The organism is Candidatus Soleaferrea massiliensis AP7 (assembly GCF_000820765.1).
Taxonomy (GTDB): domain Bacteria; phylum Bacillota; class Clostridia; order Oscillospirales; family Ruminococcaceae; genus Soleaferrea; species Soleaferrea massiliensis.
Genome location: NZ_CCYH01000012.1, coordinates 20,623 through 42,611, shown reverse-complemented (window position 1 = coordinate 42,611; position 21,989 = coordinate 20,623). Strand labels below are relative to the sequence as shown.

The 21,989-nt window shown below is 54.9% G+C and carries 16 protein-coding genes; 10 read left to right on the top strand and 6 right to left on the bottom strand.

What is annotated here, in order from left to right; translation table 11 throughout:
* Window positions 1-247: 247 nt before the first annotated feature.
* From BN348_RS02390 to asnA, 3 genes are all read right to left on the bottom strand, one after another.
* Window positions 248-1,969 carry an ammonium transporter gene (locus tag BN348_RS02390; protein ID WP_040195936.1) on the bottom strand — a complete coding sequence of 574 codons (1,722 nt, stop codon included), beginning with the start codon at window positions 1,967-1,969 and terminating at the stop codon, window positions 248-250.
* A 100-nt stretch (window positions 1,970-2,069) separates the two neighbouring features.
* A complete protein-coding gene (locus BN348_RS02385; RefSeq protein WP_197068265.1) occupies window positions 2,070-4,160 on the bottom strand; it encodes a glutamine synthetase III family protein in 2,091 nt (696 codons plus the stop codon).
* Window positions 4,161-4,193: 33 nt separating this feature from the next.
* Window positions 4,194-5,201, bottom strand: a complete 1,008-nt coding sequence (asnA, locus tag BN348_RS02380) for an aspartate--ammonia ligase (RefSeq protein ID WP_040195934.1) — start codon at window positions 5,199-5,201, stop codon at window positions 4,194-4,196.
* A gap of 387 nt (window positions 5,202-5,588) precedes the next feature.
* On the opposite strand from asnA, the gene BN348_RS02375 reads away from it, so the two are divergent.
* From BN348_RS02375 to BN348_RS02345, 7 genes are all read left to right on the top strand, one after another.
* Entirely contained in the window at window positions 5,589-6,683 is a 1,095-nt protein-coding gene (locus BN348_RS02375; protein WP_040195933.1) for a class II glutamine amidotransferase, read from the top strand.
* On the top strand, window positions 6,683-8,188 hold the full coding sequence (locus tag BN348_RS02370) for a glutamate synthase-related protein (protein WP_040195932.1): 1,506 nt from the start codon (window positions 6,683-6,685) through the stop codon (window positions 8,186-8,188). Before BN348_RS02375 ends, BN348_RS02370 begins: the two co-directional genes overlap by 1 nt.
* 19 nt (window positions 8,189-8,207) lie before the next feature.
* Complete coding sequence (locus tag BN348_RS02365; RefSeq protein WP_052446646.1) at window positions 8,208-8,636, top strand: 4Fe-4S dicluster domain-containing protein; 429 nt, start codon at window positions 8,208-8,210, stop codon at window positions 8,634-8,636.
* Entirely contained in the window at window positions 8,633-9,355 is a 723-nt protein-coding gene (locus BN348_RS02360) for a GltB/FmdC/FwdC-like GXGXG domain-containing protein (protein ID WP_040195930.1), read from the top strand. Before BN348_RS02365 ends, BN348_RS02360 begins: the two co-directional genes overlap by 4 nt.
* Before the next feature lie 250 nt (window positions 9,356-9,605).
* Window positions 9,606-10,925, top strand: a complete 1,320-nt coding sequence (locus tag BN348_RS02355; RefSeq protein WP_040195929.1) for a glutamine synthetase family protein — start codon at window positions 9,606-9,608, stop codon at window positions 10,923-10,925.
* A gap of 37 nt (window positions 10,926-10,962) precedes the next feature.
* Window positions 10,963-11,532: an ANTAR domain-containing response regulator gene (locus BN348_RS02350; protein WP_040195928.1), complete on the top strand. Its 570-nt coding sequence runs from the start codon at window positions 10,963-10,965 to the stop codon at window positions 11,530-11,532.
* Between the two features lie 234 nt (window positions 11,533-11,766).
* Complete coding sequence (locus BN348_RS02345; protein ID WP_040195927.1) at window positions 11,767-12,471, top strand: flavodoxin family protein; 705 nt, start codon at window positions 11,767-11,769, stop codon at window positions 12,469-12,471.
* Window positions 12,472-12,612: 141 nt separating this feature from the next.
* Here BN348_RS02345 and nadC read toward each other — a convergent pair whose 3' ends face one another.
* Entirely contained in the window at window positions 12,613-13,449 is an 837-nt protein-coding gene (gene nadC / locus BN348_RS02340) for a carboxylating nicotinate-nucleotide diphosphorylase (RefSeq protein ID WP_040195926.1), read from the bottom strand.
* On the bottom strand, window positions 13,446-14,909 hold the full coding sequence (gene nadB / locus BN348_RS02335) for an L-aspartate oxidase (RefSeq protein WP_040195925.1): 1,464 nt from the start codon (window positions 14,907-14,909) through the stop codon (window positions 13,446-13,448). The genes nadC and nadB overlap by 4 nt, the downstream gene beginning before the upstream one ends.
* 644 nt (window positions 14,910-15,553) lie before the next feature.
* Between nadB and BN348_RS02330 the strand changes: the two genes are divergently transcribed.
* Window positions 15,554-16,306, top strand: a complete 753-nt coding sequence (locus tag BN348_RS02330) for a tyrosine-protein phosphatase (protein ID WP_156136390.1) — start codon at window positions 15,554-15,556, stop codon at window positions 16,304-16,306.
* A gap of 352 nt (window positions 16,307-16,658) precedes the next feature.
* Here BN348_RS02330 and gap read toward each other — a convergent pair whose 3' ends face one another.
* Window positions 16,659-17,678, bottom strand: a complete 1,020-nt coding sequence (gap, locus tag BN348_RS02325; protein ID WP_040195923.1) for a type I glyceraldehyde-3-phosphate dehydrogenase — start codon at window positions 17,676-17,678, stop codon at window positions 16,659-16,661.
* Window positions 17,679-18,078: 400 nt separating this feature from the next.
* On the opposite strand from gap, the gene BN348_RS02320 reads away from it, so the two are divergent.
* Both BN348_RS02320 and BN348_RS02305 read left to right on the top strand, forming a co-directional pair.
* Window positions 18,079-19,245, top strand: coding sequence for a sensor histidine kinase (locus BN348_RS02320; protein WP_040195922.1), 1,167 nt, complete (start codon window positions 18,079-18,081; stop codon window positions 19,243-19,245).
* A gap of 780 nt (window positions 19,246-20,025) precedes the next feature.
* A complete protein-coding gene (locus BN348_RS02305; RefSeq protein WP_040195919.1) occupies window positions 20,026-21,624 on the top strand; it encodes a CTP synthase in 1,599 nt (532 codons plus the stop codon).
* The last annotated feature ends 365 nt before the right edge of the window (window positions 21,625-21,989 follow it).

The following is a 21,989-nucleotide window of genomic DNA, read 5'->3' as shown; positions in this document are numbered from 1 at the left end:
AAGAAAAGCCGCTGTGCCACAGCGGAGTAACGACCAGATTGCCAAGATCACTTGGCAAACCAAGTGATACCGCTGTACCACAGCGTCACATAGCTACTTTTCCAAATATCACTTGGTATGCACGGCAAAACCGCTGTGCCGCAGCGGAGCAGCGACCACATTGCCAAGGTCACTTGGCAGACTGAACAAAGGCGGCTCCAAAAAGGAAGCCGCCTTTGCATATCGGGTGGTGTATCAAATGACCGTGTTATTCTTCATCCTGTAAAGCGTCGTAGCCCTCTTCCCCGGTACGAACCTTGATGACGTTCTCGATATCGTAGACAAAGATCTTGCCATCTCCGTAGCTGCCGGTGTACAGGACCTTCTTGGCCGCTTCGACGACCGTCTTAACCGGCACCTTGCAGACCACAAGCTCCACCTTGACCTTCGGCAGAAGCGTCACATCGACCGGAACGCCGCGGTAATAGTCGGTACTGCCCTTCTGCATGCCGAAGCCGAGGACGTTGGTCACCGTCATGCCGGTGATGCCGATTTCGGTCATCGCCGTCTTGAGCTCCTCAAACTTGCTCTGCTTGATGACCATGACAATCTTGGTCATCTTGACGTCGGACGCCGCCGATTCGCCGGCCCTGTGCTCGACCGTCACAGCCTCGTGAACCGGAACGGTGCCGGTGGAAGGCTGACCCGCATCCGACGCTTTGGATGCCTCGCCCAGCGATTTATGCGGCATGATCATGAAGTCCGCATAGCTGCTCTTGAGTCCATGCTCTTCGATATCCAGACCGGCGATCTCCTCTTCCTTGGAGACACGCAGGCCAATGGTATGCTTGATGATCAGGAATACGATGCTGATGGTCACGGCCACCCAGGCGATGACCGAAACGACGCCGAGCGCCTGCACGCCGAGGAATCTCAATCCGCCGCCGTACGCGAGACCGCCGTCCAGCGCCAGAACGCCGGTCATGATGGTGCCCGTCGCGCCGCACATGCCGTGGACGCCGACCGCGCCGACCGGATCGTCAATCCTGCAGACCTTGTCGATGAACTCGATGCCGAAGACGATGACAAACGCCGCGATGACGCCGATGATCGCCGCGCCGAGCGGGGAAACCATGTCACATCCGGCTGTGATGGCCACAAGTCCGCCCAAAGCGCCGTTGAGCGTCATTGAAACGTCCGGTTTCTTGTACTTGATCCAGGTGATGATCATCGTGACAACCGCCGCGACCGCCGCCGCCAGGTTGGTGTTGACAAAGATGGTGCCCATCGAGGTCAGCGTTCTGTCGCCGGTTGCGCCGAGCGTCGAGCATCCGTTGAAGCCGAACCAGCAGAACCACAGGATGAAGACGCCGAGTGCGCCGAGGGTCAGGGAATGTCCAAGGATGGCTCTTGGACGGCCGTCCTTATGATACTTTCCGATACGCGGGCCTAAAAACTTCGCGCCGATGAGCGCCGCAACGCCGCCGACCATATGTACCGCCGTGGAACCGGCGAAATCGTGGAAGCCCATCTGTGCAAGCCATCCGCCGCCCCAGATCCAGTGTCCGGAGATCGGATAGATAAACGCGCTGATCGCGATGCTGTAGATACAATATGCCGAGAATTTCGTTCTCTCTGCCATGGCGCCGGATACAATGGTTGCTGCCGTCGCACAGAAAACGGTCTGAAAGATCAGGAACACCGGGGTCGGAACCGTCAGTCCCAGGAAGGAATAGTCCGCTTGGACCATCGGGTCCAATCCGCCGATCAGGCCGTTCGTTCCATAGAACATCAATCCGAAGCCCAAAAGCCAGAACACCGGCGTGCCCAACGCAAAGTCCATCAGGTTTTTCATGACGATGTTTCCGGCGTTCTTCGCCCTCGTAAAGCCGGATTCCACCATTGCGAAGCCCGCCTGCATAAAGAACACCAAGGCCGCGCCCAACAGTACCCATATGGTGTCAACGGATGAAAATACTTGTGCTGTCATATGTTTCTTCCTCCTGACATGAAATGTGGCGTGCACTTCGGAAGGATGACATCTTCCGAAATACACGCCGTTGTGTATGGTCTATATGAAGTGTAAGGGGTTAAACACTGTAAAGCAGTTCTCCGTAGGTGGGATACGGCCAGTACTTCTCTCCCACCAGCATCTCGATCTCATCGGCGACCGCGCGCAGCTCCTGCATGGCGACGAAGACCACATCATCGTAGAAATTCGCCTGTTCGCGGACATCGCCGATGTCCCTGATTTCGAACATCTTGGCTTCCAGATGCTCCATCTTCCTGTAAAGGCAGTCCGACAGTGCGGACAGCTTGGTCAGCAGCTTCTCCTCCATCTCGGCCCGGATGCCGGCATCAAGCTGCTTTTTCGCCAGCGCCGTACCGCTTAAATCCTTCATGTAGGAACTCACGGCCGGGATGATCTCCTTTTTGGTCATCTCCAGCATGGTCAGCGCTTCGATCGACAGCGTCTTGCAGTAGTTCTCGAGCATGATATCGCATCTGGAGGTGATTTCGGACGCTGTGAAAATCCTGTGCTTTGTGAACAACGCGATGTTTTTGTCAGCGGTAAAATACGGCAGGGCTTCGGCGGTGGATTTGAGGTTTAAAAGTCCCCGCTTCTCCGCTTCCCGGACCCATTCCCCTGTGTAGTTGTTGCCGTTGAAGATAATGCGCTTGTGCTGCTTAACCGTCCGTCTGATCAGTTCTTGCAGCGCGCAGGAGAAATCGTCGGCCTCCTCCAGCTCGGTCGCGAACTGATCGAGTTCTTCGGCCACAATCGTGTTCAGCACGATGTTCGGGCCGGAGATCGACAGGCTCGAGCCCAGCATCCGGAACTCAAACTTGTTGCCGGTGAAGGCGAACGGGGAGGTCCGGTTCCGGTCGGTGGTGTCCTTGATAAACCGTGGCAGCACATGCACGCCGACCTTCATCTCCTCCTTCTGCCTGCCGCCATACTCGCTGTCATACTCGATGGCCTCGAGTACCTCGGTCAGCTCATCCCCCAAAAAGATCGAGATGATCGCCGGCGGCGCCTCGTTCGCACCCAGGCGGTGGTCGTTTCCTGCCGTCGCGACCGACAGCCTGAGCAGGTCCTGATAATCGTCCACCGCTTTGATGACCGCGCTCAGGAACAGCAGGAACTGCGCGTTCTCCTTTGGGGAATCGCCCGGCTCCAGCAGATTGACGCCGTCGTCGGTGTTGATCGACCAGTTGTTGTGCTTGCCGCTCCCGTTGATGCCGGCAAACGGCTTCTCATGCAGCAGGCAGGCAAGGCCGTGCCGCTGGGCGACCTTCTTCATCAGCTCCATGGTGAGCTGGTTGTGGTCGGTCGCCGTGTTGGTATTGCAGTAGACCGGCGCCAGCTCGTGCTGAGCGGGCGCGACCTCGTTGTGTTCGGTTCTGGCCAGGATGCCAAGCTTCCAAAGCTCCTCGTCGAGATCCCGCATGTATGCCTTGACCCGTGTCTTGATCGTGCCGAAGTAGTGGTCCTCCAGCTCCTGTCCCTTCGGCGGCTTTGCGCCGAACAGCGTCCTGCCGCAGTACATCAGGTCCCTGCGCCGGTCATACTGTTCACGGTCGATCAGGAAATATTCCTGCTCCGGCCCGACGCTGGTCTCCACACGGGCGGCCGTCGTATTTCCGAACAGTCTCAGGATTCGCATCGCCTGCCGGTTGATCGCCTCCGACGAGCGCATCAGCGGGGTCTTTTCGTCGAGCACCTCGCCGCTGTAGGAATAAAACACGGTCGGGATGCAGAGTGTCTCGTCCTTGATAAAGGCGTAGGCCGTCGGGTCCCAGGCCGTGTAGCCGCGCGCCTCAAAGGTCGCGCGAAGCCCGCCGGATGGGAAGCTGGACGCGTCCGGCTCCCCCTTGATCAGTTCTTTGCCGGAGAACTCCATGATCACGCCGCCGTCGTCGGTCGGGGTGATAAAGCTGTCGTGCTTCTCGGCCGTGATGCCGGTCATCGGCTGGAACCAGTGCGTGAAATGGGTGACCCCCTTTTCAATCGCCCAGTCCTTCATGGCGTTGGCCACGACGTCCGCGATCGACGGGTCCAGCTTTCTGCCGTTCTCCATCGTTCTCTTCAACGCTTTGTAGGTCTCCTTCGGCAGGCGTTCCTTCATGACATGATCGCCAAACACCATACTGCCGAACAATTCCGGTACATGTCTCATATGCATTCTCCCCTCTTACCAAGTCCTGTTCCTTTACAGCAGTTCCACGCCGGCCTTTTCACAGGCCGCGATGGTATCCTGATCCCAGATGGACACCTGAACCTCGCCGATATGTGCCTTTCCCAGCAGCAGCATGCAGATTCTGGACTGTCCGATTCCGCCGCCCATTGTCAGCGGCAAGCTTCCCTCCAGCAGCAGCTTGTGGAACGGCAATTTCCGGCGCTCGTCACAGCCCGCTTTGGCCAGCTGCTCATCCAGCGCCTTCGAGTCGACCCGGATGCCCATCGAGGACACCTCGAACGCACAGCCAAGCACATCGTTCCAGAACACGATGTCGCCGTTCAGCGACCAGTCGTCGTAGTCCGGCGCGCGGCCGTCGTGCCGAAGCCCCGATTGCAGCTTATCGCCGATCTGCATGATGAAGCAGGTCCGGTGCTCCTTCACAAACAACTGCTCACGCTCCTTCGGCGCAAGGTGTGGATACAGATCCTCCAGCTCCTGCGTGGTCACGAAGGTGATATCCCTGGACAGTGAAACCGGCAGTTCGGGGTGCTGTTCCCTGATCCTGTCCAGGGTGTCGCAGATAGCGTCCACAATGCGCTGCACGGTTTCCTTTAAATAGGTGCGCGTGCGGTCCTGTTTTGTGATGACCTTCTCCCAGTCCCACTGGTCGACGTAGATCGAGTGGAGATTATCCATCTCCTCGTCGCGGCGGATTGCGTTCATGTCGGTGATAAGCCCCTCGCCGGGCTGAAAGCCGTAGCGGTACAGCGCCATCCGCTTCCATTTGGCCAGGGAATGCACCACCTGCGCGTCGGTTCCGGTCTCCTTGATGTCAAAGCTGACCGCCCGTTCCACACCGTTCAGATCGTCGTTGAGCCCGGTCTTCGGATCGACGAACAGCGGCGCGGACACCCTTTTGAGATTCAGCGCCTGTTCCAGCGCCTGTTCAAACGCCCTGTGAATGAAGCCGATGGCCGTCTGCGTTTCATAAAGATCTAAATACGAATGGTAATCCTTTGGCAATAAGGTCCTGCTCATAAGATACATCCCTTTCCAAATCAGTTTATAAAGGCACAAAAAAAGACGCCGCAGGTCTTACAACCTACAGCGCCTTTGCTGTCTGTGCCCCTATTATAGCCCGTCACGCGTCAGATGTCAACCCCTTTTTTCACATTTCCCCGCATGTTGTCAGGTCCGCTCCAAGCCGCCGCGGGGAGTTGATATTTTTTGTAAATTTTGTTCAATCTGCAGGATGTATAAAAAATCCTGCAAAACGGTTGACAAACCGCGTTGAAGCGTCTATAATATTTGGTACTGAACAACGGCGTTCATGAAACATCCGGCAGCTGACTGGGCGTTTCATGAACGCCGTTTTCTTTATTTTATAGACCGTACAATCAGGTACATCGTCTAAAGGAGGTCATCATCATGCTCAGAGAGGGACAGGTGAGAATCCCATCGGGATGCGCGATCTCCGGGCTGTTCTCCCGCTCCGGCAGAAAGCTGCGCGGCGGCACGATCGTCAAATCCATCGCCGCCATGCACGACCGCAGCAATGGATTGGGCGGCGGTTTTGCCGGTTACGGCATCTACCCGGAATACAGGGACCTGTACGCATTTCACATCTTTTACGACAGCGCCGAGGCGCGGGAAGCCTGCGAACGGTTTCTCGACCGGCATTTCGACGTTGTGAACCTTTCCAAGATTCCGACGAAAAAGACGCCGAAGATCACCGGCGAACCGCTGATCTGGCGCTACTTCGTCAATCCGCTGCCGACAAAGCTGGCGGACAGCCAGCTCGATGAGGACGAGTACACAGCCCGCTGCGTGATCCGCATCAATACCCGGATCGAGGGCGCGTACATCTTCTCGAGCGGCAAAAATATGGGGGTGTTCAAGGCGGTCGGCTTCCCCGAGGATGTCGGCGAATTTTACCGTCTGGACGAATATGAGGGTTACTGCTGGACCGCGCACGGCCGCTATCCGACCAACACGCCGGGATGGTGGGGCGGCGCGCATCCGTTCGCGATGCTCGGCTATTCGGTCGTCCACAACGGCGAGATTTCCTCCTACGACGCGAACCGTCGCCACATTGAGATGTTCGGCTACCAGTGCAGCCTTCTGACCGATACCGAGGTCATCACCTACATTATCGACTATTTGAACCGCAGGCAGGGGCTTACACTCGAGGAGACCGCTTCGGTCATCGCCGCGCCGTTCTGGTCGACCATCGACGGGATGGAACCTGAAGAGCGCAAGCGGTACACCTATCTGCGCCATGCGTTCGCAAGCCTTTTGATCACCGGCCCGTTTTCGATCCTGCTGGGCTTTGAGGGCGGCATGATGGCGCTCAACGACCGGCTGAAGCTGCGTTCGATGGTCGCCGCCGAGAAGGGCGACATGCTCTATGCCGCCAGCGAGGAATGCGCCATCCGCGTCATCGAGCCGAATCCCGACCGGATCTGGACGCCGAAGGGCGGAGAACCGGTCATCGTGACCCTGGATGGAGGTGAAAAATAATGCCGGTCACCTACTTATATCCCGAATATGAGGTGGTGCGGAACCCGAACCGCTGCATTGCCTGCCGCGTCTGTGAACGGCAGTGCGCGAACGAGGTGCACCGCTGTGACTGTGAAACCGGCCTGATGACGGCGGACGAGTCGAAGTGCGTCAACTGCCACCGCTGCGTCTCGCTCTGCCCGACGAGGGCGCTCAAGATTGTAAAGACCGATCACACCTTTAAAACCAACGCAAACTGGACCGGTGAGGTCATAAACGAGGTCTACCGGCAGGCGGGTTCGGGCGGCGTGCTGCTCTCTTCAATGGGCAATCCGCAGGACTATCCGGTCTACTTTGATAAAATCCTTATCAATGCATCGCAGGTCACCAATCCGTCGATCGACCCGCTGCGCGAACCGATGGAAACCCGGACCTGCCTCGGCAAAAAGCCCGGCCGCATTGAACGCCGCGAGGACGGCGGCATCATCGATAACATGGAGCCAAATCTGGAACTCGAAGTGCCGATCATGTTTTCGGCGATGTCCTACGGCTCGATCAGCTACAACGCGCACGAAAGCCTTGCCAGGGCCGCGACAAAGCTCGGCATCCTCTACAACACCGGCGAAGGCGGCCTGCATCGGGATTTCTACCAATACGGCGCACACACGATTGTGCAGGTGGCGTCCGGCCGCTTCGGCGTCCATAAGGACTATCTGCAGGCGGGCGCGGCGATCGAGATCAAGATCGGACAGGGCGCGAAGCCGGGCATCGGCGGGCATCTGCCGGGTGAAAAGATTGTCGGCGACATCTCCCACACCCGGATGATCCCCGAGGGAAGCGACGCGATCTCCCCCGCCCCGCATCACGACATCTACTCGATCGAGGATTTAAGGCAGCTGGTCTATTCCTTAAAGGAGGCAACCGGCTATCAGAAGCCAGTCATCGTCAAGATCGCGGCCGTGCACAACGTCGCGGCGATTGCCAGCGGCATTGCCCGCAGCGGCGCGGATATCATCGCCATCGACGGCTTCCGCGGCGGCACCGGCGCGGCGCCGACCAGAATCCGCAACAACGTCGGCATCCCGATCGAGCTCGCGCTTGCGAGCGTCGACAGCAGGCTGCGCGAGGAGGGCATCCGCGGCAATGTCTCGGTCGTGGCGGGCGGCTCGATCCGTTCGAGCGCGGACGTCGTCAAGGCCATCGCGCTCGGCGCGGACGCGGTCTACATCGCGACCAGCGCGCTACTGGCGCTCGGCTGCCATCTCTGCCGAAGCTGCCAGACCGGCAGATGCAACTGGGGCATCGCGACCCAGCGGCCCGACCTCGTCAAACGGCTCAATCCGGACGTCGGCTGCGAGCGGCTGGTGAATCTCGTAACCGCCTGGAAGCATGAGATCAAGGAGATGATGGGCGGCATGGGCATCAATTCGATTGAGGCGCTCCGGGGCAACCGGCTGATGCTGCGCGGCGTCGGACTGAATGAAAAGGAGCTGGAGATTCTGGGCATCAAGCACGCAGGCGAATAGACGAAAGGATGGGGAAGCCATGAAACGGATCTATGTGAATGAAAAATGGTGCCTGGGCTGTCACCTGTGCGAATACTATTGCGCGTTTGCGAATTCCGGCCGGGATGACATGGCAAAGGCCTTAAAGGATATCGACCTGATCCCCCGCATTCAGGTGAATGAGCTGGGCGGCGTAAGCTTTGCGGCCTCGCGACGCCACTATGAGAAACCGCTCTGCGTCAAAGGCCGCATCACCGGCGCGCTGACCATCGAGGATGGCGTGAGCCGCATCGACCGGGACAGATGCGCAGGATGCTGCACCTGTATTTTTTGCCGCCCATACGGCTGTGTGATCCGGGAACAGACGCCGCGTCGCGATATCGATTTCAGACTGATCAAAGAAAGGCCGCAGCTGACGGCCTTCTCAAAAAAGGAACGCGCAGAGCTGCCGGGAGGTGCTGTACAATGAAGATCACAGCGGGAAATATGCATTTTCAGAAACTGAATGAACAGATCCGTTCCTGTGCGGATGCAAGCATCGAGATCGAAAACTGCTTGGGACAGCGGTACATCGGCTCCGGACTTTCGGGAAAGAAGATCACGATCAGCGGCACGCCCGGCAATGCGCTGGGCGCCTATCTGGACGGCAGCGTCATCGAGGTACACGGCAACGCACAGGAGGCGACCGGCGACACGATGAACGCGGGGGCCATCTATATCCACGGTTCTTCAGGCGACGCGACCGGCTATGCGATGCGCGGCGGAAAAATCTATGTGGCGGGAAACACCGGCTACCGCGCCGGCATCCATATGAAGGCTTACCGGGATAAAAAGCCGGTGCTGGTGGTCGGCGGCGCCGCCGGCAGCTTTTTGGGCGAATATCAGGCGGGAGGCATCATCGTTGTGCTGGGGCTTACCCTGCACGGCGAACCGCCGGTCGGCTTTTTCTGCGGCACCGGCATGCACGGCGGCAAAATCTATCTGCGGTGCCACACGCCGCCGAAGGACCTGCCGAAGCAGGTGGTCTGCAGAAAAGCTGCCCAGGACGACAAAAAAGAGATTCTTCCCTATCTGACTGAGTTCTGCGATAAATTCGGCAAGGATCTTCAAAAGCTGATGTCAGACATCTTTTACGTTTGTACGCCGGATACAAAAAATCCTTACAAACAGCTGTACACAGCCAACTAAATGGGCTATACTAAACATGGCAGCAATCACTGGTACATAGCCGGCTGAATCTATTGAACGAAACACACCGACATTCATTGTGACATTCCATGAAGCACAGGCATCAAGCGTTGCAAAATGCCGCCGCGCATGGCATTTTGCATGTTTGACAGAAAAATGCGCTATACAAAACAAATCTGAGTCTGCCGCACCTATAACCGTCTGATAGGCGGGCATATTCTTTGTCATCGAAACGACGGAGGTTATCATCATGAAATACACCATGTCCGAGGTTCTGCAGTTTGTGGAGGAAAACGACGTCAAATTCGTGCGTCTGGCCTTCTGTGACATCTTCGGCAACCAGAAGAATATCTCTGTGATGCCAGGCGAACTGCCGCGCGCGTTTGACAGCGGCATCTCGTTCGACGCGTCGGCGATTCCCGGCTTCATGAACGTCGAACAGTCCGACCTGTTTCTGGTCCCGGATGCGTCCACGCTGTCCATCCTGCCCTGGCGGCCTTCGCACGGACGGGTCGTCCGCTTCTTCTGCGACATCCGCTATCCGGATGCGTCGCCGTTCGAGGGCGACGCGCGGGGCATCCTGAAAAATGCCGTCGAGGCCGCTATGCAGCTGGGGCTTGTCTGCAAGATCGGTTCGGAATGTGAATTCTATCTGTTCAAGACCGATGAGGATGGAAATCCCACAAAGGACCCGCACGATCAGGCCGGCTACTTCGACATCGCGCCGCGTGACTGCGGTGAGAATGTGCGCCGTGAAATCTGCCTGACATTGGAGCAGATGGGCATCATCCCGGAAAGCTCCCACCATGAGCAGGGGCCCGGCCAGAACGAGATCGACTTCAAGTACAGCGACGCGCTGACCGCCGCCGACCACCTGATCACCTTTAAATCGGTCGTCAAAACCATTGCGGCGCAGAACGGTCTGTACGCCTCGTTCATGCCGAAGCCGTTCAAACATCAAAGCGGCAACGGCCTGCACGTCAACCTGTCGCTGTTTAAAAACGGGCTGAATATCTTCCGCACCGACCGCGGGAGCCACTCCCCGGTTGCTGAGAGCTTCATTGCGGGCGTGCTTGCCAGGGTTCCGGAGATGACCGCCTTCTTAAACCCGCTGACCAACTCCTATGTGCGGTTCGGCTCGTTCGAAGCGCCGAAATATGTGACCTGGTCGCATCAGAACCGTTCGCAGCTCATCCGTATCCCGGCGGCGACCGGCGTCTGCAGCCGCATGGAGCTGCGCTCCCCCGATCCGGCCTGCAATCCGTACCTCGCCTTCGCGCTGCTGATTTACGCGGGGCTGGACGGCATGAAACGAGAACTCCAGCTTCCGGAACCGTCGGACTTCAACGTCTACGAAGCCGATGAGAAGCAGTTAGAAAATTTGACCCGCCTTCCGGCCAATTTGGGGGAAGCGATCGGGCTGGCTCAGAACAGCGCCTTCCTTTCAGATGTGCTCCCCTCCAAGATCATCGAGCATTACTGCAGCGCAAAATTCTCTGAGCAGGAGGAGCTTTCCCATGCCAAGAATGAGGAGAAATTCGAACAGAAGAGCTACTTTTTCAACATCTAAGCCATCCCGCTCTCTTCACACAGGAGGCTGAACAACTATGGATCATGTGTTGATTGTCGCAAGCTCCGACAAGGGTATCGGCATCTTCACCGACCTGCTGAACGCGCAGGTCCGCCCGCAGATCAGGGCGGCCTATAACGGCGGCGAAGCACGGCGCCTGCTGGTCGACGGCGCTTTTGACCTGGTGATTGTGAATACCCCGCTGCAGGACGAATTCGGCCACGAGCTGGCCGTCAAGATCACCTCTTCCACGACAGCCAGCTGTGTTCTGGTCGTCAAAAACGAGATCGCGGACGACGTCAGCGCAAAGGTGGAGGACTACGGCGTCTTCGTCGTCGCCAAGCCGATCAGCAAGGTGCTGTTTTTTCAGGCACTCAAGCTGATCACGGCTTCCCGCAACCGGATGATGGGACTGCAGAACCAGAACATCAAGCTGCATCAGAAAATCGAGGAAATCCGGCTGGTCGACCGCGCCAAGTGTGCGCTGATACAGTACCTGAACCTGACCGAGCAGCAGGCGCACAAGCACATCGAGAAGCAGGCGATGGACATGCGGGTTTCCCGCAGGGAGATTGCCGAAGGCATATTGAAAACCTATGAGGGATGACCCTTATCCGCATAAAAAGGCAGCATACAGACGAGCTTGTCCGTATGCTGCCTTTTCATTATGGCAGCTGACCGTTCAGCCTTTTGTGTCAAACACGGGGAATCTCAGAATCATTGGAAGATTCCCGTCAAGATGCGGGTGCATTGTGCCGCGGAACAATCTGTGTTATAATGATCTTCAGATAACAGGATGGTACCTTGTACAATCCGTCTGCAAACGCATGGAGGGCATGAGATGAAAATCACCGTCATAAACGGGACACAGGTGAAGGGCTGTACCCACCACATCAAGGAAATCTTTCTGGACGTTCTGCGAAAGGACCATGAAATCACGGAATACTTTCTGCCGAAGGACTGCGAGCATTTCTGCTGTGGCTGCAAGAGCTGCTTTTTAAAGAGCGAGACGCTGTGCCCGCACGCCGCCAGCACCATGCCAATCTGGAATTCGATGCTGGAATCCGACCTGCTTGTGTTTGTATATCCGGTGTATGCGCTCAGAACAACCGGACAGATGAAAGCGCTGCTGGACCATCTCTGCTGCCACTGGATGGTGCACCGGCCCGACAGGGCGATGTTCAGCAAACGGGCGGTGATCCTGACGCAGAGCATCGGCGCGCCGAACACAGCCGCGCAGAAGGATGTCAAAACCAGCCTGAAATGGATGGGCGTTTCATCGGTCAAATGCCTTGGCTTCGGTTTGATGGAGGGCATCGACTGGGATAAGCTTTCCGCGGGCAGAAGGGTCAAAATCGAACGCAGGACCGCCGCCTTCGCCGAAAAGTTCCGCCGCATCAAACCGGCCTCCATGGGTCTTAAGGTGCGCGTGTATTTCATGATGTGCAAAATCCTTCACAAACAAACCCTGAAGCATGAAGCGACGCCGTCCGCCGATAACCAGCATTACATCGACAATGGATGGATCAAGCCGAAACGGCCATAACGCGCTGACAGGCGGCATGGCACGTGTTTTACTGATCCGAATAAAATCGTTGTCACAACATAAAAACAAAAAAAGCTGACAGAACGGTTCTGTCAGCTTTTTTATCTTATTTTGGGATAGCCACTGTGCCGCTTATAAGCATCACGCGATGCGCATCGAGATATCGAAGCACTGCACACTGTGGGTCAGCGCACCCAGCGAGATGATATCCACGCCGGTCTGCGCAACTTCGCGGATATTCTCCAGCGTGACGTTGCCGCTTGCCTCCAGCTTTGCGCGCCCCGCGGTGATTTTGACCGCCTCAGCCATCGCCGCACAGTCCATGTTGTCCAGCATGATGATGTCCGCGCCGGCTTCCAGCGCTTCCCTTAGCTCATCCAGGCTGCGGGTCTCCACCTCGATGTTGACCATGTGGCCGATCTTATCGCGCAGCGCACGGATCGAAGCGGTGATGCCGCCGTAAGCGTCGACATGGTTGTCCTTGAGCATCGCCGCGTCGGACAGGTTGAACCGGTGGTTCCTGCCGCCGCCGGTGACGACCGCATACTTCTGCAGCGCACGCAGGCCCGGCAGCGTCTTGCGGGTTTCGGTGATGCAGGCATTTGTGCCCTCCACCAGGTCGACACAGCGCCTTGTCGCGGTCGCGATGCCCGACATGTGCTGGATCAGGTTCAGCGCCGTGCGTTCGCCCTTGAGCAGGCAGCGGGTATAACCCTCCATTTCGGCAATGACGTCGCCCCTCTCCACACGCTCGCCGTCCTGCTTATAGATTGTGAACTGTGTGGTGCCGTCGAGCAGTGTGAACACCCGCATCGCGATGTCGATTCCGCAGACCACGCCGGTATCCTTCGCGAAGAATTTCGCGGTGGTGCGGTCGTTTTCACCGATCAGATAATCGGTTGTGACATCGATGTAATTGATGTCCTCCTTCAGCGCGGCTTTGATGATGTCGTCTATGTAAAAATCGGGCAGTTTCATCTTGAGATGACCTCCTTTAATATCAATGCGGCCACAGTGACCAGGTTGAGCGTTTCACAGTATTCAAAGCTTTTGCGGTAATTCCCGTTTTCCAGCGACTCCCTGATCTCGCAGATGCGCTCATAGCCCTTCTTTGCGGCTTCCTTGTTCGGGATGACGAAATGCGCATGCTGCATGATCTCCCGCACCTCGGTGCGCATGCCGTGCGGCAGCGGTTCGGTTCCGGCATCCGGTTCAAATTCATAGTAGTTTTCAAACCGGCAGGTGTGGTCGATCGCCTTGTTGCCGATGTTCTCGGCCGCACGCTGGGAAAATACCAGCGCTTCCAGCAGCGAGTTGCTTGCAAGGCGGTTTCCGCCATGCACGCCGGTATGCGAGCATTCGCCGCAGGCATACAGATTGTGGACACTGGTCCGCGCGCTGGTGTCGACGTCGACGCCGCCCATCAGATAGTGCTGGCAGGGATAGATCGGGACGCGTTCTCGTGTCAGGTCGTAGCCCTGTTCCAGCAGGTTGCGGTAGATCATCGGAAAGCGGTTCTTCAGGAATTCGCTGTCCTTGTGCGAGATGTCGAGATAGAACCGTTTGCTGCCGGTCCGCGCAGATTCCAAGATGATCGAGGTCGAGACGACGTCGCGCGGCGCAAGCTCACAGCGCTCGTCGTAGTTCTGCATAAACCGCTCGCCATAACAGTTCAGCAGATAGGCCCCTTCCCCGCGCACCGCTTCGGAGATTAAGAAGCTCTCGCGCTCCTTGTCGGCAAACGCGGTGGGATGGAACTGCACCAGGCTGATGTTTTTGATCTTGGCGCCCAGCCTGTAGGCCAGCGCAATGCCGTCGCCGGTTGCAATGGCGGAGTTGGTGGTGTATTCATAAGCCCGGCCGATGCCGCCGGTCGCAAGGATACAGAATGGCGCGACCGCGTAGGTATGCTCGTCTCCCATCAGGATATCCGCGCTGAACAGATGGTTCTGCCTTCTCAGATCGGCCACCAGCGCGCGCTCCAGAATTTCCACATTCGGCAGCTTTTTGACGGCCGCAATCAGCTTATCGACGATCTCTTTGCCGGTCGCGTCCTTGTGGTGCAGGATGCGGTGGTGGGAATGCCCTCCTTCCAATGTCAGATGCAGGCTTCCATCCTCATTCCGGTCGAAATCCACATCGAAATCCATCAGCCGCCGAACCTCATGGGGACCCTGTGTGACCAGAATTTCGGTGGAATCCGGGTTGTTTTTATAACCGCCTGCAATCAGGGTATCTTCATAGTGTGATTGGATGGTATCGTGCGTCCTGTCCATCACCGACGCGACGCCGCCCTGCGCCAGAGAACTGTTGCTGAGCGACAGCTCCCGTTTGGAAAGCAGCAGGATGCGCAGGCTGCTGTCCAGATTCAGTGCGGCATACAGCCCGGCGACGCCGGCGCCCACAATGATGACGTCGTATTCTTTATAGTTCCCCATAAACACCGATCCCTTTCGTCTGTTCTTGGTTGGCTGTCCCAGCCCGGACGGCATTCCGCCGGAACGGCCGGCCTGTCCGCAGCTGGATTCCCTGTGTCACAGATCATCCGCAGCCACTCACGGAATCAAAAGCTCATGCCCTGACAGGACGTTTCAGACCGTCTTCAAACCGCACAGAAAGCTTCTGCCGAATTGCCCACAGTCCACACCGCCCGATCAACGCAGATGTATGAAAAAAGCTATACTTATTTTATTATAACATATCTTTTTAACGATATCACTTCTTTTTTTGAATTTATTTCTCCATTTTTTCGACATCAGGCTTGTCGGCTGCATAAGAATTCCCTTGCTTCCAAAAAAATGCTGTCTTTGCTGAGGCGAGCGATTATGAACCAATTGTAAATTTCACAGCAAAATCTTCTTTGGCTTGCATTCCATATGGGAACGTAGTATAATGTGGTCACGAGAATAGGACCTGTATGGTGATGTGACATAGGCAGAATATTGTTTATTTCTGTTTTTCTGATAAGAAAAGGAAAAAAGCGGCTGTATAGCGGCTTTCTTTTGTGGGAATAAAATAGTAATCTGGTTTTTTTGTTGCATTGCCTTAAATTTTGCATATAGGTACAAAGGAAAGGGTTATCATGATAGATTTACATTCACATATTTTGCCTGGCATCGATACCGGCGCAAAAACCGTTGAGGAATCGGTTGCAATGCTCAAATTATGTGTTGAAAATGGAATCACGACTGTTTTGGCAACGCCGCATTTCCGTCCCGACCGCATGTCGGTTTCTGAATTTATTGAAAAGCGGGACAGGGCGTACAATAAGTTGGTTGGAAACCTCGATGTCATCAAGAATTACCCGAACATCATCAAAGGTGCGGAGGTTCTTTGGAACGAGGATCTTGCCGATCTGGAAGGGCTGGAAAAGCTGTGCATTGAACGCACCCGCTTTATCCTTCTGGAACTCCCCTGCAGCTGCTGGAGCAAAGAGGTCTATGAAAGCCTGCACAGGATCATCCATGAACGGAAGATCATTCCGATCATCTCCCATATTGAACGCTACATGACCATTATGAAGAATCCAAACCGCATACTGGACCTGCTGGATCTCGGATGCTACACGCAGATGAACACCCATTCCCTGACCGACGAGACCACCGTCCGCACGGCGATCAAGCTGATCAAGCACCATATGGTGCAGCTTCTGGGATCGGATTTTCACAATCTGATGAAACGCATCCCGGAATTCCATGAGGCCTTCGATGTCGTGCTCAACGACGCCGGTCAGGAATATGTGGAGATGTTCGAGAAGAACGCGCGCAGCCTCCTGAAGAACGAAACGCTGAAGGTTCCGGTTGCGGTGGGCATCAACTTCTCAATAGCAATCTGAATTCGTTTTACAGTGCTGAATTTAAAAGGGATAAGCCGAAGCCGGGAACATCATGTTCCTGGCTTTTTAGTTTGTTTAAAACTGGGTTGACCTATCTATGTTTGCTAACATATGACCGCAGGGTTGCTGCACGGCTATAAGACAGCAGCTTTATCGCCAATTGTTTCTTGGCTGTATAGCCTTTATTTCGCTGTATTTCAGCGGTCTCGCTTTGTTTGTAATCCATCTTGTCAAGGTGTGGTGCCCTCCTTGCCATGGTAAATTATCATAATAAGGTCCCTCATCCAGACCAAACGCAAAAAGCCGTACCGAACCAGTTTCGGACGGCTTCTTTTATGAAAATCTAAAAAACTTATGCGTTGTCAACTTTGTTCATGTGCTTGATCAGCTCAAGAACTTTGTTGGAATAACCCCACTCGTTGTCATACCAGGAAACCAGTTTGACAAAGGTGTCATTCAGCATGATGCCCGCTTTTGCATCAAAGATGGAGGTTCTGGCGTCAGAATAGAAGTCAGAGGAAACAACCATCTCTTCGGTGTAACCGAGGATGCCGGCCATAGCGCCTTCAGAAGCTTCTTTGATCTTTGCGCAGATTTCATCATAGGAAGTGGATTTTTCCAGCTTGACGGTCAGGTCAACAACAGAGACATCCAGAGTCGGTACGCGGAACGCCATACCGGTCAGTTTGCCCTGCAGTTCCGGAATAACCAGTGCAACTGCTTTTGCAGCGCCGGTGGAGGAAGGAATGATGTTGCCGGCAGCAGCACGTCCGCCTCTCCAGTCCTTCTTGGACGGACCGTCAACGGTCTTCTGGGTAGCGGTGGTGGAGTGAACGGTGGTCATCAGGCCTTCTGCGATGCCGAAGTTGTCGTTGATGACTTTGGCAAGCGGAGCCAGGCAGTTGGTGGTGCAGGACGCGTTGGAAACAACGGTCATGTCCTTGGTATATTTCTCAAGGTTGACGCCGCAGACAAAGGTCGGAGTCTCTTTATCCTTTGCAGGAGCGGAGATGACTACCTTCTTGGCGCCAGCTTTGATGTGCAGGGATGCTTTTTCAGTGGAGGTGAATACGCCGGTGGATTCAACGACATACTCAGCGCCGCATGCGCCCCAAGGAATCTCTTCCGGGTTCATGCTGGCATAGATGTTGATCTCTTTGCCGTTGACAACGAGCTTGTCGCCCTTGATTTCGACAGTACCGTCGAATCTGCCGTGGATGGTATCATATTTGATCATGTATACCATATAGTCCAGATCGATAAACGGATCGTTGACGCCTACAACATCAAAAATTTCCGGCTGGGCCATTGCCGCACGGAAAACCAGTCTGCCGATACGGCCGAAACCGTTAATACCTACTTTAATTCCCATTAGAATTACCTCCTGATTGTTATCACTGTCTTGCTGTTTGACATAAAATTAACTATTCTCATTTTATATGATCGGGCACAAAAAATCAATAGATTTCATGACAAAATCAGTAAATAAACGATATATAAAATATGAAGAATTTATCGTGCAGTTTTTCTCAAGAAAAATTTGTCATTTGATGAAATTAGATGTATAATAGAGGTGTAATGTCGAAATTAGTCGAATAATAGTGTTTTTTAAGATATTCAACATACAATTCATCAAAAAATATTGATCTGCCACACTAACGCTTCAGAAAAACAGAAAAGCAAAATCCAGAAGAAAATTCAGGTGAGAAGGGTATTCCTGCCGTTTAGGTGTGAATACTACTATTGCTATCTGCCAGAAGAGGGTGTTTTTTTTGAAAGAAGGTTTAGAAGCGGCATTGAAGATGATTCGGACGGTTTACGGCGAAATGGCCGAACCGGTCTGTGTCACCGATGCAAAGCTGAATATTGTCTGGGTGAACCGCGTTGGGACCGAAGAACATCCGGTCCTGCAAAAGCAGCAGTTTTTTAAAATCACATTGGGATTTTTCAATTATCAGAACATCTACCGCAAGCTGGAAGCCGGAAAAACACTGATCCTGCCGCTTTCCATTGAGCGTCTAAAACGGCATCAGCTCTTTTTTACGCCGCTGATGTCCCGGGAAGGCACTTTTACGGGCTGTCTCGTGCAGTTTTTTCCGGGTATACAGCAGTCGTATGAACAGATTTCAGAAACGGATGACACACAGTCGGCTGTCAACAAGCTGGAATACAACTACCGCTCCCCGTTTGCAGTCATTTTATCCGGGCTGAAGGCTCTCCAGACGAAGACCAAGGGAATGGAAAAGGAAACCCGGCAGTATTTTCAGGCTGTTTACCGCAATCTCTATATCCTTTACGGACACAACTACACATTGGCCGAATCGGCAAAACTCAAATACAGCGAACAGCCCTTGCAGACCAAGCAGACCGATTTAAACCGGTTTCTCTCCTATCTGTGCGAAGTTGTCAGCGAGCTGGGCCTTAAGGACGGTATCAAGATTGCTTATCATGGTTCTCAGCCGTTGGTCACCATGTTCGATCCGGAGAGAATGACCACAGCTGTGCTGTGCATCCTCTCCAACGCCATCGCTTCCTGCAAACGGAAACACGCGGAGCATCCGGAGAATATTTGCATCGAGGTCACATTGACAGTGGAAAAGCAGGATGCCGTCATCACCTTTGCGGACAACGGAGAGGGCATCGCCTCCAACCGTATTGAGCATGTGGCAGATCCCTACTTCTCCTATATCCCGCATGCCAGCGCGGATAACAGGCTGGGGCTGGGATTGTATCTGACCGAACAGATCATCCACAAGCACTGGGGCAAGCTGTCTGTCTCCTCCGAGGAAGGGCAGTCCACCACTGTGTCTGTGCGGCTGCCGGTCACGCGGGACGACCGTCCGCTGTTTATCTCGGCGAACCCCAAAGAATATCTGACCAACCATTTTTCCACCTTCTATGCCATGCTTTCCGATGTGCTGAACATCGATTATCTGTAACAGATATTTTTATCGATCCATAGATGTGTATACGTCTTGAGGAAGTGTTTAAAGAGATTCATCGTGTTATTTTCCAGTCTGACTTGTGACTTTCATAATGGCGGAAATCGTCCGCATGCCGGTGAAGCTGCCCTCATCTGTTCTCGCTTCAGCATGGATCAAGCCAAGGGACAATAAGAACGTTTCCCTACGGTTGAATGAATACCATAACTGCCGCCATGCAGCCGTGCGTTTCATGCAACTGACGGCTTGTTCCCTGTCTCTAAAGAAGCGGTCCGGTATCCAGCCCATTTGGGGCTGGTGCACGCCGCCCATTCACCGGTGATTTCGATTTGTTGTGCCGCTGTTAAAAAGATGCTCGGTTTCTCCCTTTTAAGGCGGTTGCACGCCATTTGTTCACCAGTGGTTTTGATTGATGGTGCCGCTCTTGAGACTGCACGCAGCGGTTTCTCCGTAAAAACTTTCAGAAAGAACGCTCCATTCATTTTCCAAGGCACAGCCATGAAGGCGGATAACCGGCAGGCGTTCTGTCCGATATCCGTCTTTTTGTGCGTTCAGGCGGTTTTTTTTCGCGAACTTTGCCAAAGTTAATAGTATTTTCACTTGACCTGTTCGGGCAAAAATAGTACAATAAATAAAGTATTGAATCGAATATGGCGGCGGCACAGGGTGCGGCGGCCATCCCCCGGTCACCGGGCAAGTTCGGATGTATGCAGGCCTTCTGAGAAGGGCTGCAATTTGTCTGCGTTTAGAAAATAGATTAATGGAGGATTTTAAAACATGGCAGTGAAGTATATATTTGTAACCGGCGGCGTGGTGTCCGGACTTGGAAAGGGCATTACGGCGGCTTCCTTGGGACGGCTGCTGAAGGAATGCGGTTACCGGGTAACGTTGCAGAAGTTCGACCCGTATATCAATGTGGACCCGGGTACAATGAGCCCGTATCAGCACGGCGAGGTATTTGTCACCGACGACGGCGCGGAGACCGATCTGGACCTCGGACACTATGAGCGTTTTGTCGATGAAAACCTCTCCATCAACTCCAATGTCACGACCGGCAAGATCTACTGGACGGTGCTCAACAAGGAGCGCCGCGGCGATTACCTCGGAACCACCGTACAGGTCATCCCGCACATCACCAATGAGATCAAGGAACGCATCTACCGCGTGGGCCACAACGGCAACACCGACATCGTAATCACCGAAATCGGCGGCACGGTCGGCGACATCGAAAGCCTGCCGTTCCTGGAGGCGATCCGTCAGGTCGGCAAGGAGGTCGGCCGTCAGAACGCCTGTTATATCCACGTCACACTGGTCCCCTACATTGCCGGTTCCCATGAATTAAAATCCAAACCGACCCAGCACAGCGTCAAAGAGCTGCTTTCGCTGGGCATTCAGCCGAATATCGTGGTCTGCCGCAGCGAATCCGATCTGCCGGAAGAGATGGTCAACAAGCTTTCGCTGTTCTGTAACGTCCGGCCGGAGGATGTCATCCCGAACCTCACCGTGCCGACCCTCTATGAGGTGCCGCTGCTGCTCGAAAAGGAAGGCCTTGCCCGCGCGGTCGCATTCCATCTCGGACTGGAAAATCAGACGCCGGACCTCAGCAGCTGGACCGATATGGTAGACCGCACCAAAAGCGCGAACAGGCAGGTCAAAATCGCGATTGTCGGCAAATATGTCGAGCTTCCGGACGCCTATCTCTCGATCGCTGAGGCGCTGCGCCACGGCGGTGTCGAGAATCAGGCGCAGGTGGAAATCGCCTGGGTCAGCTCCGAAGACATCACCGGCGAGAACGCACGGGAGAAGCTCGGCTCCTGCGACGGCATCCTGGTTCCCGGCGGCTTCGGCGACCGCGGCATTGAAGGAAAGATCGCCGCGATCAAATACGCAAGGGAAAACAATATTCCGTTCTTCGGCATCTGCCTCGGCATGCAGATGGCGGTTGTGGAATTCTCGCGCGACGTGCTCGGCTTTGAGGGCGCCAATTCCGGTGAATTCGACACCGAAACGCCGTATCCTGTCATCGACATCATGCCGGAACAGCGGGATGTCACCGAGAAGGGCGGCACCATGCGTCTGGGACTCTATCCCTGCAAGCTCAAGGAGGGCTCGCGCTGCCGTGCGCTTTACAACGATGAGCTGATCTACGAGCGCCACCGCCATCGGTATGAGTTCAACAACGAGTACCGCAAGCAGATTGAGGCGGCCGGCATGGAGGTCACCGGACGTTCGCCGGATGAAAAGCTCGTGGAGATCGTCGAGATCCCCCAGCACAAATGGTTTGTGGGTGTACAGTTCCATCCCGAGTTCAAATCCCGTCCGAACCGTCCGCATCCGCTGTTTGCGGATTTCATCCGCGCCGCATTGGAAAAATAACGGCTTTTCCTGGAACGTTGCTATGCGGAAGCTCCAAGCGCTTCCCGAATTCCCTGACATGTTTATCAAACAGAATGAACCGGACACAGGGAAACCTGTGTCCGTTGCCTTTTTATAAAGGAAACCAACGGCTATGCGACTCAGGTACCCTGTCAGCCGTCACTTCCAGCATGGAGCGAAACGAACGTCCATCACAATCGTTCGCTGCGGCTGAAAAGGAATCATACAGGCGCTGTCTGAGCAGCTGCCGTGCGTATGATGCGGCTGACACATTGTTGGATACCTCCTCATGGAAGAAGATAACATTCCCTTTCAGGGGACTGGTACAACCCACTCGTTCTGCCTGTGGTTTTGATGATACACTT